Below are 15461 nucleotides of genomic sequence, written 5' to 3'. Positions count from 1 at the left end.
TTATAATTATAAAAACGACGAATAATTATTACCTTAGACTGATGTCACTATCTTCCTTTCACCTATAAAAAACGCTACACCTTTATGAATATTTTATATATACACGGTCTCAATGGGAGTTTAAGTCCTGAAAAAAGAGCATTACTAGAACCTTATGGAGAGATTTTTTCACCTGCTATTGATTACGAATCTAATCCCAATGTTATTGCTACACTTATCACAACTTATAAAACGCGTGCCATAGATATTGTGATAGGAAGTAGCATGGGAGGGTTTACAGGCTACTATGTTTCAAACATGTTTCAATGTCCTGCTTTATTATTTAATCCGGCTTTAGCGGAACGCTCTGTACCACAAAACCTTGTAGACATACCTCACCCAACAAGTGTTTACAAACAAATAGTGCTTGGCACTAAAGACGCTATTGTAAATCCTAAGCACACTTTAAATTTTCTATCTGAAACCCTAGTTTTTCATCCTCACTATAACCTACGCATTCATAATCATTTGGCACATCGTATACCGTTAACGGTTTTTAAAGATGAAATCACAGTATTTTTTAAACACTTGACTGATGCTAATTACACATAAAAACCAAATGATACGATTTTTGAAATAACAAAAAAAGGACTCTATTTGGTAACAGAGTCCTAATCAATTTAAACAATATGTGTGGTTACACACTAAATAAGCGATAAAAAAACAGATTAATTAGATTTTACAAATCGTCTCGTTACTGTACCTGCAGTGGTTTTAACTTTCACTAAATAAACACCTGCAGATAAATCACTAACGTTAATGTCAGTTGAAGGTTGGCTCACTTGCTTTACTATTTGTCCTGATACCGCATAGATTGTAACAGCTTCTAACGTATGATTCGTTTTTACGGAAAAACTGTTCTTTGCTGGATTAGGGTAAAACGACACAGGTGAATTAGGCGTTACTATTGCAGTATCTACAGCTAACGTAGCTAAATCAATAGTGTAACTCATTAAACCTAAATCTTGAACTCCAAAATAAACCTTTACAGCATCATCTGTGAATACAAAATCTGAAGTCAAAGTAAAGGCATGATGTAAAGCTTCAGCAGTAATCTCGCTCCAAGTCTCACCTAAATCTGTACTAATAACAAGTTTAGATTTTGAAGCTGGTAACGGTATATTATAACCTTCAGAATAATAAGTAGCAGCTACAATAGTATTTTCATGTAGTGTTGAAAATGCAATTTTATTTGTAAATTCTGAAGAAATATATTCCCAAGACGCTCCTTTATCTTCAGACAAGTATATACCTTGAGTTGTAGATAAAAGTAACTGATTGGCATTTAAAGGGTTTTGTGCTATATCTAAAATTACATGGCTACCTACAGTTAAACCTTCTAATCCAGTATTGCTTAAAGTCCAAGTTACTCCATCATCAGTTGTTTTATAAAAATTAATACCTTGAGACATAAATACAGTGGTTTCACTGTCACTATCCACTTGCACAGCTGTTATCACCTCACCTGGTGATGGTACTGAAATAACTTCATCAACAATATTATCTAAATCCGCTAAATTTAATTTATGTAATTCTATACCTGTAGACATCCAACTGATATTTGTATTGGTAACAGCAGTAGAAATATCTTCAAGAATTAAGAAAAACATAGAACTTGCAATACTTCTTTGATTGGCACCATGCTCAGAACTCACATTAATATACGAGGTATTTAAAGCCCTGTTACCTGTAAAAAGACGTCCAGGAACTACAGGATCTGCAATGGTTTTTACTGCAGAACCAAAACCTTGAGTTAATGACTGTAAACTATACGCGTCTTCGCTAGCGTTTTGTAGGTCTTTATGAATAAATCCGGCACGTAAACCGTAATACACATGATTTTCTTCAGCAGATGTAAAAGCCGTTACAGTTCCTGTTGAATTCACAAAAGAGTTCTCTATTCTACTCATAGTGACACCTCCATCGGTACTTAAAAACGGATAAAAATTGGTGGTAATTAAAATTTCATCAGTTGCAAATGGATTGTATGATGCATTTAATCCGTAATAATAACTTTCTGGATCTATAGTGGTATACACATGGTTTTCCCAAGTTGTTCCGTTATCGGTAGATAATACTATTTCATTTTCTTCTAATACAATAATCTCATCAGCATTATTAGGATTAAATACAATTTGATTGATGTGATCGGTAGACATCGTTGTCCATGTAATTGGCACAATTGCCCAAGTATCGCCTCCATCTAGAGAGCGGTACAAATTTTCTACATGGGTGTCATAACCGTAACTGGTACCTAATAAAATGTCGTCTGCATTATCTGGATTAAACGCAATAGCATCATAGGTATTCCCTGGAATCTTATTTTCCCAGTTTTGTCCTGCATCATAAGAGATATACAAACCGCCAATTTCGCGTGTTGTAGAACCTCCTCGCATTAAGAATAAAGTATTATCATCTACAGGAGATATGCTAACGTTGTTGATAGCCACACTATCATGAAGTGGACTGTAGTATACAGGAATCCAGTTTGCACCTCCATCACTCGTATAAAAGACCTCGTGCGTATAAGCCCCAAGTAAAGAATAGGTAGTATGCATTAAAACAACATCATTATTAGCACTTGAAATATCGTAAGACTCAATTAAGATATCGGATTCAAAAGAATTTGGTGGAGAAAACGTTTGTGTAACCGATGCTGTTGCCAAGTCAAATAATACTATTTTATTGTAATATGTACCTTCTGCTCTAACATTAAAACTCAATGCTGCTCCATCATTAATAAGCCTTAAATCTTTTAAAGTCGCATAATTATCTATAGGATCAGAATATAAAATACTCCAGCTTTCACCTGCATCTGTAGAAGTTACAATATGATTGGTTAACGTAGTCCCATACATAACATCCGCTTCTGTTTCGCTATAGATCACATCAAAAATTTGCCCATAAGCCTCAGCACTTTCAAATTCAATTTGAGCCGTAGCTTTTATTGACATCAGGACGCTAAAGAAAACGCATAATAAAGTAATTGTTTTTTTCATAATAACTCGATTTTAAATTAGGATGATAAATATAGAGACCACACCTCATTAGAGGCTTATTTTAAGCGTGACATTCCGTGACATATAGGGTCTTTTAGCGTGACATCGCTATTATATCGTAGATAAATAGGTATGAAGCGTCATACCTTCTGGGACATTTAACTTATTAGAAATTCGCTCTTTACGCTTTCTACAAGATTGTGGAGTGATGTTTAAAAGAGACGCAATTTCTTTATTAGTTAAATTCATGTATAAATACGTGATAAATCTAATATCACTCGGAGTTAATTTTTCATGCTTATGCTTCAGGCGATCTAAAAATCCTTGATTGACCTCTTCAAAATGGGTAAAAAAACTATCCCATTGGGTATCTGTTTTAAGATGTTTTTTTAATGCTCTAATCTGTTTCTTTAACTCAGGGTTTTCAGAAACTTCGTTGTGTTTAGACAAAGAAGCAATCACTTCTTCAATAAGACTGTTTTTACTAGACAGATATAAGGCTTTAGCTGTAAGTTTTCTGTTTCTAACTTCCAATTCATTTTTTAAACGTTCTTGTTCTAATAAAGCTAAAGTTTCTTGTTCTCGCAATTGCTTTTCTATGAGCAAATAATCACTTTTCTCTTTGGCTAATTCTAGTTCTACAATAGTTTTACGTTGTTTGTGTTTTATGGCGTTACTTCGCAATACCCAAAGTATAAAGGTCATAAGCAATAAGGTAATACCAATAACACTATACAAAAACCGCCGTTCTTGTCTTAAAGTTTGTTTGCTTTCGGCGAGCTCGTGCTGATAATTTTGAATCTGAAATTTCACTTTTTCATTTTCAAACAGTTTTCTATTACGCATTACTGTTAGCGAATCTGACGCTATAATAACAGAATCTTTATACACTAATGCCTGTTCTAAACTTCCTATTTTACCATGCAAGTTAGAGAGTTGCTCATACACCTCTACTCGATTCTCCATACTGGTATTACTCTCCCTTGCTTTTAAAGCATAAGATAATGCTTTGTCTAAATGGTTTTGATGCTCATTGAGTTGCGCTAAAATCAAATAGGTAAATACTCTATTCTGTACTTGTGATATATCTTGAAGTTTTGGTAATAAGCTTAAAGCGATTTGTTCAGAATTAGCATACTGTTTTTTTAAAAGAAACATTTCAGATTGTGCCATTTTAGCCTGAATTAAAACATTGGGTTCCGTTTCTAATAGAGGTAAAGCTTCCTCAATGTATGTTTGAGCCGAATCGGGTTGTTTCAATTTATTAGAAACTAAGGCTAAATTAACGGCGTAATAGCCAACTTTTACGCTATTTTCGGTATCCTTAGCTTTTTGGTAAGCCTTAAAGAAATAGGTTTTTGCTTGCGAATTGTCGTGCTCTTTAAAATAAAGCACACCAATATTGTTGAGCACAGTCATTTCTTCACTAGGACCTAAATGCTCTATGGCAATTTCATAAGCTCTTAAATAAAAAATAACTGCCTCACCATAATCGGAAAGTAAATAATAATTAGAACCAATATTGAGTGTAGATCTAAAAACTTGCTCGTACCATTGATTTTTCTTGGCTATGGACTGAAGTGACAATAACAACTCAATGGACTGCGAATGTTTACCTTGAAACATGAGCTCCACTCCTTTTTCTATCTGGTCATCTAAAATCTCAGGGGTTTCTGCCTGTGCGTAGATAGAAAGGGATAGCAATAAAACAATACCATTTAAATAAACACGTAGCCTTCTGAGCATATAATTTCTGCTTTTTGGCTAAATGTAAATAAATTTTAACGAACCATTTAAACAGATTTCCTTTTCTGGCATATGGTTACGCCGAGGATGATTCCTCCTACATTTCGGCTTCCTTCTTAACTCTAAAAAGTGACACCCTAATTTATAGCACTTTAGAAAACACCAACGATACCAAACCCAACCTTAAAACCATGTGAAATGAAATTTATTTATCCTTTGAAATAAGATGAAAAAATTCTGAATTCATTTTTTTTTACAATTACCTAAAAAAAATTTAGTGTAGTTTTCAGAAATAATATTACATTTGCATCCGCTTACCAAAATTGCGAGAGTAGCTCAGTTGGTAGAGCGTCAGCCTTCCAAGCTGAATGTCGCCGGTTCGAACCCGGTCTCTCGCTCAAAAAGACCTCATTGCTTAGTGACGTCTTACTTGTTCTAAAAGCCACAAAGAAACCATTTCTGATGTGTCTAAAAATATTGAATTAAAGTTTTTGGGGAGATACTCAAGCGGCCAACGAGGGCAGACTGTAAATCTGCTGACTACGTCTTCGCAGGTTCGAATCCTGCTCTCCCCACAAAATTCCAAATGGTAAATCTCGTGCCCTTTTAAATCCCAATTTTGGTTGGCACGCTACCACTCATACAATCTTTAAACGCATGTTCTATTCTGTAAACATCCTTCTTTAAATAGGTGTTTTAAGCATTGTAACCTATAATTGTTACGCAAAATTGCAAATTCCATTTTAAAGTTCTTAGGATCACAAAATTAGTATAGGCTTCTACCCTCTTTCGTATATTAAGACTTACGTTGTTTTAATGAATACATTTAACGTTTTAGTTGTATTCATAAAATTAATTATAGTTTTATCATTGTACTAGGCTACCTTTTAATCCTTTATTAATAAGACACTAAAGAAGGATAAGGCTTATTTTTGACGTGATATAATACGTTAGCTGTAATTTGATGAAACAAACATTATTGCTCATATCAATCTTTTTGACTCTGAATTTATTCGGACAAAAGTCAGATATAGAGAATTTGATTAATCAAGTTACTAAAGCCGAAGTCCCTGAAAATTTTGAATACTATTTTTTAGTACCTAAAAGTCTTGAACAAGAAAAAATAGTTGATTCATTACAAAATTATCAAATTCGAGAATTAAAAATAGTTGACAAGGACTTTCCAGAAAATTTTATTTATACACAACCAAGGAATGAAACTGTTAACTGGAAAAATTATAATCTAAATAAAGCAAAATTAGTTTCTGACGAATATAATTACAATCACATTTTGTCGCCACCACAAACGAAAAAAATAAAATTTGTTAAATACAACATAGAACAAAAAAAATATGATAGTCTAATCGAAAATAAAGAGCCATATACATTAATTCTAAAAAAGAAATGGTTGTGGAATAAAAAAAGAATTTGGAATAATAAAATGTTTTATGCTGACTTCGTTGAAAGTTGGAAAATGGACGACAAAAACAATCTTGAAGAAACAGTTTATTATCATTTTTCCAAACCTCTATTTTCAGAAAATAAAAAATATGCTATACTTTCTGTTTTTAAACAAAGACGTTGCAACGGAAATAGATTTACAGGACTTTATAGAAATGACAACGGAATTTGGAATAAGGTAATGGAATTTAATCCAATCTGTTCTGAAACTATTTCAACACACATAAGGTGTGAAGAAATTAAAATGATTGACTATGAATAAAAAACTACTGGCAACAACGTGTAAAATTAATTGCTAGCTCTAGCCTACTTACGAATATTCCTGCGGAATATTCTATTCGGTTTTTATTTGCTAAATTAGTTACTTAAACACGCAACAAACCATATACAACAACGTTGTGTGCAATTATGAAAAAACCGTTCGCCATATTAATAATATTGATTTTTTTTTCTTGTAGATCAGAATATGAAAAACGAGAAGACAAAGTTTATTATAAATTTTGGAGTTTTGGTCAAGGAGGTTGGAATGAGAAAGTCTTAGAAAATGCCGACTTAGAATCTTTCTCTGAAATTAAGTCTGATGATAACACTTATGGAAAAGATGAATTTAATGTTTATTATGAAAATGAAATTATCCCAGGAGCTGACCCAACCACATTTAAAATATTAAAAAAAGGATTCGCAATTGATGCGAAACAAGCTTATTACTATAATGATTCAATAGAAAACTCAAACCCAAAAGAATTTGAAGTCATAGATTATGATTTTTCAAAAAATCATCAAAACGTATTCTACAAAAATAAGTCGTTAAACGTTTGTTCTGTCTACAACTTTAGTTTCGTATTTCCAAATAAGGATAATGTTTTAGGAAGATGGAGTAAAGATGGATGTCATTATTTTTATAACAATTATAAAGTTCCATCGAATGATTACAAAAACATAAGTGTTTACGAGGGAAGTCACGGGATTTCAAGCGACAAGAAATACGTTTATCAATTTGATAAAAATTATTTTGAAACAAATAATAGAAAAGTCTTTATTAAGGAAAAAGGAATAATAGTTGAGGACACAATTGACATAAAAACATTCGTTATCGAAAATAACATTTTGAAAGACAAATTTGGAAATATTAATGGATTTTAAAAAAATAACTACACACAATACGATGCATAATTAATTGCTTTTTTCTGCTTACTTGCCAAAATTCCTTCGGATTTTTTTCTAGTCCGTAAAAGTTTGATAACTTAGTTGCTAAACCACGCAACTAACTATACACAAATCCCTTATATGCAAACTAGAAACAAAATTGAGAATTAAATTTAACCTATGAAACAATTGACTAAAATGCTGTTTTTAATAACAGTAATCGGATTTACAAGTTGTAGTCCAAAAATCTCTTCAAATTTTATTAATCCGCAACCAAAATTGTCTATTGAACAAAAAGTAGCACTTTTGGATATCGGACACAAATTACCAAAAAACTTGACTAAAATTGGCGATTTACGATTTCAAGACTCCGGATTTTCAACGGATTGCAGTTTTAACAGCTTAATGAATCAAGCAAGAATGGAGGCAAGAAAAAATGGAGCGAATATTGTAAAAGTTGTAGACAAAAAAAAGCCTGATTTATGGAGCAGTTGCTACCGATTGAAAATTGAACTTTACAGATATGATGGAGATGTTTCATTGTTACCTCAATATAAATTAAAACTTGACTAAATATTAAAAACAAATCAATGAGAACAATTTTTAAAACTATCCTACTTTCATCAGTGCTATTTCTAACAAGTTGTGCAACTATTATTTCAGGTTCACGACAAAATGTAGAAATAACTTCAGAGCCAAATTCTGCAAAAGTTTACATTAACGAAATCGAAGTTGGAAACACACCTGTTCAAAAAAACCTGAAAAGAAATCAAGAATACAATCTGGTACTCAAATTGGACGGATATGAAACCTATGAAACAAAGCTGGAGAAAAAATTCAATGCTTGGTATATCGGAAATATCGCATTCGGTGGATTAATTGGAATAATAATCGACCCAATAACTGGAGCAATGCATAAGCTAAAACTAGAAGAAATAAACGGAAGTCCGAAAAGCGGAACTACCTACGATATGGAAAATGGAAAATTATTCATTAAGATAAGTATGGATATTGACTCAAATTCTGAAAAAATTGGACAATTAAAAAAACCGGAATAAAAGCCTGCATACAACACCTTATATGCTTCAAAACTAATTAGTTACTTAAAAAAAATTAAGATATATTTGCGAAGTTGCCAAATACTAAACCATCAGGCGCAAGTTGAAAAGACATAACAAGACAATTAATCTAATATTTTTAAACTATGGATTTAATAAACAAATTATTGGGAATAGACCCAAATTATATTGTGATTGGGTTAATTGTATTCTTCTTTTCATTAGAGCAAATAATGCAATCGCCATTTAGTTTCAAGAAAAGAATTAATCATCTATTTCAAAATGTACTTTTCCAGATTATACTTGTAATTTTAAATATCTTTTTTGTAACATTTCAGGTGTTTTCAATTGAATGGCTAAATGAAAACAATATTGGACTTCTATATCTAATTGAGTTACCTGTTTGGGTTAAACTTTGTTTATCAGTTGCCTTATATGACATAACAGCGTATTGGATTCATAGAGGAACTCACAAAATTCCTTTGCTATGGAGATTCCATAGAGTACATCACAGCGATACAACAATGGATTCTTCAACAGTTTTTCGTTTTCATCCTATTGAGTTAATTCTTGTATTTGGTATTGGAAATATAATTACTGCTGCACTATTTGGTACAGATGTCTTTTCTATGGCACTCTACTATTTTATCCTTTATGTATTTTTCTTTTTCGAACACGCAAATCTAAATTACCCAAAATGGTTGAATTCGACTTTAGGATTATTATTTGTAATGCCTGACCATCATAGAGTGCACCATCAACAAGAACAGATATACACAGATTCAAACTATGCCGATATATTTATAATTTGGGACAGGTTATTTGGAACTTTTAAAATGATGCCAAAAGAAGATATGAAATATGGATTAGCGGAATTTGATACGGACCAAAAACAATCATTCCTTTATTTAATTAAAAGCCCTTTTATAAATATTAAAAGAATTAAATCTGACAAGAAAACTGAATAAAAACGAAGGCATAGCAAATTACTCTAGTCATAAAAATATTAATTTTAAAATTAAACTAAACCCACATTTCGGTTTTAGATAAGCCTACAATTCCACTCACAATACTTCCGCTTTTCAAAATGTCTTAGATATACATTACAAGGCCTCTTTTATTAAAAAATATAATTAACTTCGTAACACGCTTCACTTTAGCTTATTCAAACTATATTATCCAACATAATTTAAGGGATATGAGTGGTAAAAGCTATGATAAAATGAGTTGGCAATAATTTACGAAAACGAACAAAATCAGTTAATTCCATCAAATTTATGAGATTAAAAGAGCCTTCTGAATATAATATATTTGATAGTGAAGAAAACTTAAAGGTATTTGAAATAGTAAAGAAAAAAAGCGGAATTTATCCAGCAATTATAACTGTGGATGGCTTCTTAAATCAAGATAAGGACGATATTAAAGAATGGGAAGTCGCTATTGTTAAAAAATATCCGAATAATGCTTGGTATCATTTAAATTGGCAATCTGAAAATACTAAAAGATTATTAAGAAGAAGTTTAGAAAGATTAGGAATAGCCTCAATTCCAATTCCTATTCCATTTTTTCTATTTATTTCTGTTCCTAAAATAGCAATTGGTTTGAGTGGAGTTACAAAAACTTGGACGAATGCATTACGTAAAAGCAAACTAACAGGAAGTTTATTATCTAAAGTATTATCGAATTGCGAAATTGAGGAGTTTATTTTAATTGGTCATTCGCTTGGAAGTAGAGTTATATTTAATTGTTTAGATAATTTAAAAATGAATGAAAGTAAAATTATCAACGATGTTCATCTTTTAGGAGGAGCAGTTAGTAATAATTTAGAAAAATGGTCTTTAGCCGAAAATGCAGTTAAGAATAAAATTTATAATTACTATTCTAAAAAAGATACTGTTTTACAAATTGCCTATAAATTAGGAACTTTAGACAATAACCCAATAGGAAGAACAATAATTAACTCGAAAAAATCTGAAAACATAAACGTTACTGAATTAGTAAATAGTCATATGACTTTCAAAAGAAAATTTGAGCTTTACATAAAATAAAAACTATTGCCAACACCGTATATAATTTATTGCTAGTTCTAGCCTACTTGCGAAAATCCTCGCAGATTTTCTATTCGGTTTTTATTTGCTAAATTACGTGCTAAACCACGCAACAAACCATATACAAACACGTTAGCTTTAATACGATGAACGACGAAAACTTTTTGAATAAATGGAATAAGTTGGAGTTATTTAAAGCTCTAAATAGTTCCAAGAATAAATTTAATCTAGACCAAAAATCAACTGAATTCTTATTTGATATTGGACTTCCAAATGACGTTCTTGAATTAAGTTTCGATTATCTAACAGAGGACTTGCAGACAGTAAACGAGGCTTATAAAATTAATGATTCGAATTTCGACAAATATGTCTGTATTGGATTTAATGGTTCTGGAGACCCAATCGGACTTAATATTGAAAACAGAGAAATTGTTTATCTGAATCACGACGACGGATTTAAAGAAGTATATATTAATGGCGAAATAGAAAAATTCGCTCGTTGCGGAATTGAAATTATTGAGTTCCAAAACAATCTGAAAAAATTTAAACCAGAATCTTATTTCTCAACGGAATTTTCTGATGAGGAATTGACACAATTACAAAATAAACTGACTCAAATTGACAACAAAATTTTTGACAATGACACGCATTGGAATCATACTGTTGAATATTGGATTTGGGAAAGACAAGATGAACGAAATAAGTACTAAAGCTAACAACGTGTATAATTAATTGCTTGGTTCTTCCCTACTTGCGAAAATTCCTGCGGAATTTTCACGGGTTCGTAAAAGTTTACTAATTTAGTTGCTTAACCACGCAACTAACCATACACAAAACCGTTAGCAAAGATTTTGGTGCTAACTTACAATTTCAACGCAATCACTAATTTCTGTGCTTATTTTCAAACCAAAACTATGCTGGAATTTAAAGCGGAAGATTAAAGAATATTACGCAGGAATTTCTTACTCTTGTGGAACATTACGCACGAAATACGGTTTGCCCAACTTCGGCTCTTTTATTCAATATTATAGCAATCCTCAACTTTTGGCTGATAAGCGGAATGGCAAAACGTACGGCTGAACTGTTCGCAGTTTAAAACCTCGAAGTCAGTTATTTAAATCAACCGATTTTGATGTCACGAAAATTTAGGTTGAAAAACAAAACTGATTCTCTTTGCGCAAAAGATCGAAATATTAATTCGGAGATTTTGTTGATATTTAAGTAAAAAATGAAACAACGTTTGAAAAACAAATCGTCCGGAAATACACAAAGGAGTAGTTCGCAAAAAGAAAAAACCTTAGCTAACAATGTATATAATTTATAGCTGCTTCTAGCCTACTCATGAAAAACCTCGCGGTTTTTCTATTTCGATTATTATTTGCTAACTTACTTGCTGAAACAACGCTACAAATCATATACTAAACCGTTGGTAGCGATATATGAAAACCGACTAAAAAACATTACTTTTGAACCGTGTTAAGTCGAATAAGAAATAGCGTATTTACGAAAATCCTTTGGGGACTAATGGGTTTATATCTTCTCAACATAAGTGTTGATTCTGCAGACCCAAACCCTGAACATATTCCTGAAGATTTATCATTCAATGACCAAGAAAGTATTATTGAAATAATTCTTGAAAAAGTACTGGGTTATGAAGATGCTATTAAAGAATATGATGACCACGACACCGAAGACCACAACAAGCAGAAAAATATAAAAATAGACTTGTTAGTGCACGTCATTCAGGCAGATAAATTCGAACAAAGCCTAATTGACGAAAGAAAAAAACTTTATCCTGATTTTGAAGCTCGATTATCAAAAGGCTTCAATAAAATAGACAGTCCACCACCCAAGATTTGATTTGTTTTACAAATTTACTAATTCTCACCTATTTAATAGTAGTGGGAATATTTCTTAATGCTTAAAAAACAAATCAAAATGAATTTAAACAAATTATTAGTGCTAATAATATTATTGGCATCTTCAACATATTCAATTGCACAAATTACAAAGACTGAAAAAGACAGTATTTATATCCAACAAGTAGAAGACCGTAAAGAACCTGACAAAGTTTTACACGCTGAACCACTCTATATTGACTTAATCCGAGATTTAGGGGCAAGAAAAGGAGAAAAAGAGTGGAACGTTGGATTAGGCTTAACAGATAACTTAAAATTTGATGCTTATGAAGCTCTAATTGAATATGAATGGGCACCTATCAACAGATTAGGATTTGAAGTTGAGCTACCATTCACTTTTTATTCCCCACAAAGTGGTGTAAGTCGAGATTCAATACCTTCAAATAGATTAAATAGCATTAAAATAGCTACTCAATGGTCTTTTTTTGTTAGTGAGGCAATGGCAACATCAATGGCAATTGGATATATCAACGAGTTTGAATTGTCGGATTTCAGAAACTTTGGAAGTCCTTTCATTAAAGGAAATATCTATAATCCGTTTTTTGTTGTTGCAAAACGTTGGGGTAACAATTTTCATTCATTGATATATACAGGTCCAATGATTGAACAGAATTTCATTACCAATAAATTTCATACGACTTATGATATCAACACAAGTTTTCATTATATGATTTCAGGCACAAGAAATTTCGTAGGTATTGAATTTAACAAAACTATTGACAAAAGCGACTTTGATATGACAATACGACCACAAATGCGTTTAGGAATAGCCGACAACTTATTGGTTGGAATTGTAGCGGGAATTCCTGTAAGTAGAGAAAATGAAAGGTTTAGTTCTTTCGTAAGACTCATCTGGGAGCCGAAACATAAGCATAAATAAAAATACGGCTACCAACAATGTATATAAAAAATAGCGGTTTAGGTGCAAACCTGAACCGCTATTACCTTTAATTTAAGTATATTGTTTTCCGAAAAGCTAGTGTTTAAAATCCGCTACTTTTCATATACCTAAACGTTGGCATTCATTATGAATAAAACCGAAATAATAGAAAAATTAGATAATCCAGTTTGGAGTTCATTAAACGAAACACATAACACATTTTCAATAGAATATGACGGAATTAAGTTTTACGCACCGGAATATTGTCCTTTTGGAGGTTTTATAAAGCTTGAAAATTCCTCTGATGGTATTGATAATTACTCTGCAAAGAATAACAACTTTTATGTAGTTGGAGAAAAACCACTATTTAGTAATGCATTAACTTTAAATAAAAATTTAGTTTGCAATCAAATGATTCTCGATAAGCCTATCAATATTAGTATAAATGAACAGGTTGTTGAATTAAAAACCCAACATCAAAAAACTGAATTGTTTCATTTAGTTAATATGATTCAACCTGGTTATTTTAACAGTAAGACATCTGATTTAGGAAATTATTTCGGAATATATAAAGACGAAAAACTAATTGCTGTAACCGGAGAAAGAATGAAAATGAATGAATTCACAGAAATAAGTGCTGTTATTACTCATCCAGAACATACTGGAAAAGGTTATGCAAAACAATTAATAAAACAAACTACAAATCAAATATTTAAAGAAAATAAAATTCCTTACTTACACGTTGCTGAATCAAATATTGGAGTAATCAAACTTTATGAAAAACTTGGATTTACAACAAGACGTAAAATAAGCTTTTGGAATTTCAAAACAACATAAATAACGAAATGCCAACAACGCGTATAATTCATTGCTAGTTATAGCTTACTTACGAAAGTCCTCGCGGACTTTCTATTTCGATTATTATTTGCTAACTTACTTACTGAAACAACGCTACAAATCATATACTATACCGTTAGCAACAAGCAGAAAAAGCATTCGCCTATGAATCAAATTAAGGAGTATTTTGAACAAATCGTTAGAATCAATGATAGCGATTGGAAAATGTTCTCTTCCAAACTTAAAAAATCAGAATACTCAAAAAACACAACTATTTTAGCTGTTGGAAAAACAGAAAAATATTTATCCTTTATTGAAAAAGGGTCTGTTAGACTTTTTATACCAAAAGTAAAAAATGATTTAACATTTGGTTTTTGCTTTAAAAATGAATTTGTTAGTGCTTATGATTCATTTTTACGTCAAAAGCCTTGCGAATATCAAGTTGAGACTATAACCGAATCAATTCTTTGGAGGATTTCATTTAATGATTTGCAAAATGTTTATGCAAAAACCGCTATTGGTAGTACCATTGGAAGATTAACTGCAGAAAATCTTTTTCTTATGAAATCTGAAAGAGAACAATCTCTTTTGAAAGAAACAGCAGAAGAAAGATATTTATCACTATTTAAAAATCGACCGAATTTGATAAAGGAGATACCTCAAAAATTTATTGCTTCTTATATTGGAATCACACCACAAGCGTTGAGTCGAATCAGAAAACGAATTTCTTAACCTGGGTTCATCAAGAAAATTATAAATCTTCCCAAATTTGCAGAAAAAAGATGAAACCATTAATCGTTCTTATTGCTTTTTCAATAATGGCAATATTCACACTAAAACTCATAAATGGAGTTTATAACATTACCCTTTCCGCAAGAATTGGAATGTCCATAATGCTACTTTTTACCGCAATGGGTCATTTTATGTTCACGGAAGGAATGACAATGATGATTCCCGATTTTATACCCCTAAAGAAAGAAATCGTTTATTTTACTGCAATGGTTGAAATCCTTGGTGCAATTGGTTTGCATATCCCGCAATTCAGAACTATTACTGCTTGGTTGCTAGTCATATTCTTCATAATGATGTCACCTGCGAACATAAAAGCATCGATAGAACAAATAGATTACCAAAAAGCTTCTTTTAATGGTAATGGATTAATGTATTTATGGTTTCGTATTCCTTTACAATTTTTATTTATATTATGGGTGTATTTTTCTGCGATAAAGATTATTTAAAGTTTGGAAATCTAACGAAACACCAAATAATGCCAGTTGCTAATACCGTATATAATTAATTGCTAGTTTCTAGCTTACTTACAAAAGTGC

General features: G+C 31.6%; 15 protein-coding genes and 2 tRNA genes. 15 read left to right on the top strand and 2 right to left on the bottom strand.

Annotated elements, in window-relative coordinates; genetic code table 11:
• Positions 1-84 precede the first annotated feature (84 nt).
• A complete protein-coding gene (locus C8N41_RS11070; RefSeq protein ID WP_115839302.1) occupies positions 85-591 on the top strand; it encodes a YqiA/YcfP family alpha/beta fold hydrolase in 507 nt (168 codons plus the stop codon).
• Between the two features lie 116 nt (positions 592-707).
• On the opposite strand, the gene C8N41_RS11065 is transcribed toward C8N41_RS11070, so the two are convergent.
• Together C8N41_RS11065 and C8N41_RS11060 are read right to left on the bottom strand one after the other, a co-directional pair.
• A complete protein-coding gene (locus tag C8N41_RS11065; protein WP_115839301.1) occupies positions 708-3038 on the bottom strand; it encodes a VPS10 domain-containing protein in 2331 nt (776 codons plus the stop codon).
• A gap of 111 nt (positions 3039-3149) precedes the next feature.
• Positions 3150-4784 (bottom strand): tetratricopeptide repeat protein, encoded by a 1635-nt coding sequence (locus C8N41_RS11060; RefSeq protein ID WP_115839300.1) that lies wholly within the window; start codon positions 4782-4784, stop codon positions 3150-3152.
• A 325-nt stretch (positions 4785-5109) separates the two neighbouring features.
• On the opposite strand from C8N41_RS11060, the gene C8N41_RS11055 reads away from it, so the two are divergent.
• The 14 genes from C8N41_RS11055 (at position 5110) to C8N41_RS10990 (ending at position 15371) form a co-directional block, all read left to right on the top strand.
• Positions 5110-5182: transfer RNA gene (locus C8N41_RS11055), tRNA-Gly, on the top strand.
• A gap of 95 nt (positions 5183-5277) precedes the next feature.
• Positions 5278-5359, top strand: a tRNA-Tyr gene (locus C8N41_RS11050).
• A 389-nt stretch (positions 5360-5748) separates the two neighbouring features.
• Positions 5749-6507: a hypothetical protein gene (locus tag C8N41_RS11045; RefSeq protein ID WP_115839299.1), complete on the top strand. Its 759-nt coding sequence runs from the start codon at positions 5749-5751 to the stop codon at positions 6505-6507.
• Between the two features lie 146 nt (positions 6508-6653).
• A complete protein-coding gene (locus C8N41_RS11040; RefSeq protein WP_115839298.1) occupies positions 6654-7388 on the top strand; it encodes a DKNYY domain-containing protein in 735 nt (244 codons plus the stop codon).
• 183 nt (positions 7389-7571) lie between these two features.
• Positions 7572-7964, top strand: a complete 393-nt coding sequence (locus tag C8N41_RS11035; protein WP_092447214.1) for a hypothetical protein — start codon at positions 7572-7574, stop codon at positions 7962-7964.
• Positions 7965-7981: 17 nt separating this feature from the next.
• Positions 7982-8449, top strand: a complete 468-nt coding sequence (locus C8N41_RS11030) for a PEGA domain-containing protein (RefSeq protein ID WP_115839297.1) — start codon at positions 7982-7984, stop codon at positions 8447-8449.
• A gap of 146 nt (positions 8450-8595) precedes the next feature.
• Positions 8596-9417 (top strand): sterol desaturase family protein, encoded by an 822-nt coding sequence (locus C8N41_RS11025; protein WP_115839296.1) that lies wholly within the window; start codon positions 8596-8598, stop codon positions 9415-9417.
• Positions 9418-9726: 309 nt separating this feature from the next.
• On the top strand, positions 9727-10497 hold the full coding sequence (locus C8N41_RS11020; protein WP_115839295.1) for a DUF726 domain-containing protein: 771 nt from the start codon (positions 9727-9729) through the stop codon (positions 10495-10497).
• A 146-nt stretch (positions 10498-10643) separates the two neighbouring features.
• On the top strand, positions 10644-11207 hold the full coding sequence (locus tag C8N41_RS11015) for an SUKH-4 family immunity protein (protein WP_047544909.1): 564 nt from the start codon (positions 10644-10646) through the stop codon (positions 11205-11207).
• An 814-nt stretch (positions 11208-12021) separates the two neighbouring features.
• Positions 12022-12357: a hypothetical protein gene (locus C8N41_RS11010; RefSeq protein WP_170137116.1), complete on the top strand. Its 336-nt coding sequence runs from the start codon at positions 12022-12024 to the stop codon at positions 12355-12357.
• A gap of 78 nt (positions 12358-12435) precedes the next feature.
• Entirely contained in the window at positions 12436-13296 is an 861-nt protein-coding gene (locus tag C8N41_RS11005; RefSeq protein ID WP_115839542.1) for an HAEPLYID family protein, read from the top strand.
• 147 nt (positions 13297-13443) lie between these two features.
• The gene (locus C8N41_RS11000; RefSeq protein WP_115839293.1) at positions 13444-14133 is read left to right on the top strand and encodes a GNAT family N-acetyltransferase; all 690 of its coding nucleotides are present in this window, start codon (positions 13444-13446) and stop codon (positions 14131-14133) included.
• A gap of 165 nt (positions 14134-14298) precedes the next feature.
• A complete protein-coding gene (locus C8N41_RS10995) occupies positions 14299-14865 on the top strand; it encodes a Crp/Fnr family transcriptional regulator (protein ID WP_115839292.1) in 567 nt (188 codons plus the stop codon).
• Positions 14866-14915: 50 nt separating this feature from the next.
• Positions 14916-15371: a DoxX family protein gene (locus tag C8N41_RS10990; protein WP_115839291.1), complete on the top strand. Its 456-nt coding sequence runs from the start codon at positions 14916-14918 to the stop codon at positions 15369-15371.
• Positions 15372-15461: the final 90 nt, after the last annotated feature.

The sequence above is a fragment of the Winogradskyella sediminis genome (genome assembly GCF_003387355.1).
GTDB lineage: Bacteria > Bacteroidota > Bacteroidia > Flavobacteriales > Flavobacteriaceae > Winogradskyella > Winogradskyella sediminis.
The sequence above is the reverse complement of the archived record's forward strand: the minus strand, read 5'-3'. Positions and strand labels throughout refer to the sequence as shown.

Bases quoted from the DNA above. Each gene is read 5' to 3' on its own strand.
- C8N41_RS11070 (WP_115839302.1), top strand. From the start codon at position 85: ATGAATATTTTATATATACACGGTCTCAATGGGAGTTTAAGTCCTGAA.
- C8N41_RS11065 (WP_115839301.1), bottom strand. From the start codon at position 3,038: ATGAAAAAAACAATTACTTTATTATGCGTTTTCTTTAGCGTCCTGATG.
- C8N41_RS11060 (WP_115839300.1), bottom strand. From the start codon at position 4,784: ATGCTCAGAAGGCTACGTGTTTATTTAAATGGTATTGTTTTATTGCTA.
- C8N41_RS11045 (WP_115839299.1), top strand. From the start codon at position 5,749: ATGAAACAAACATTATTGCTCATATCAATCTTTTTGACTCTGAATTTA.
- C8N41_RS11040 (WP_115839298.1), top strand. From the start codon at position 6,654: ATGAAAAAACCGTTCGCCATATTAATAATATTGATTTTTTTTTCTTGT.
- C8N41_RS11035 (WP_092447214.1), top strand. From the start codon at position 7,572: ATGAAACAATTGACTAAAATGCTGTTTTTAATAACAGTAATCGGATTT.
- C8N41_RS11030 (WP_115839297.1), top strand. From the start codon at position 7,982: ATGAGAACAATTTTTAAAACTATCCTACTTTCATCAGTGCTATTTCTA.
- C8N41_RS11025 (WP_115839296.1), top strand. From the start codon at position 8,596: ATGGATTTAATAAACAAATTATTGGGAATAGACCCAAATTATATTGTG.
- C8N41_RS11020 (WP_115839295.1), top strand. From the start codon at position 9,727: ATGAGATTAAAAGAGCCTTCTGAATATAATATATTTGATAGTGAAGAA.
- C8N41_RS11015 (WP_047544909.1), top strand. From the start codon at position 10,644: ATGAACGACGAAAACTTTTTGAATAAATGGAATAAGTTGGAGTTATTT.
- C8N41_RS11010 (WP_170137116.1), top strand. From the start codon at position 12,022: ATGGGTTTATATCTTCTCAACATAAGTGTTGATTCTGCAGACCCAAAC.
- C8N41_RS11005 (WP_115839542.1), top strand. From the start codon at position 12,436: ATGAATTTAAACAAATTATTAGTGCTAATAATATTATTGGCATCTTCA.
- C8N41_RS11000 (WP_115839293.1), top strand. From the start codon at position 13,444: ATGAATAAAACCGAAATAATAGAAAAATTAGATAATCCAGTTTGGAGT.
- C8N41_RS10995 (WP_115839292.1), top strand. From the start codon at position 14,299: ATGAATCAAATTAAGGAGTATTTTGAACAAATCGTTAGAATCAATGAT.
- C8N41_RS10990 (WP_115839291.1), top strand. From the start codon at position 14,916: ATGAAACCATTAATCGTTCTTATTGCTTTTTCAATAATGGCAATATTC.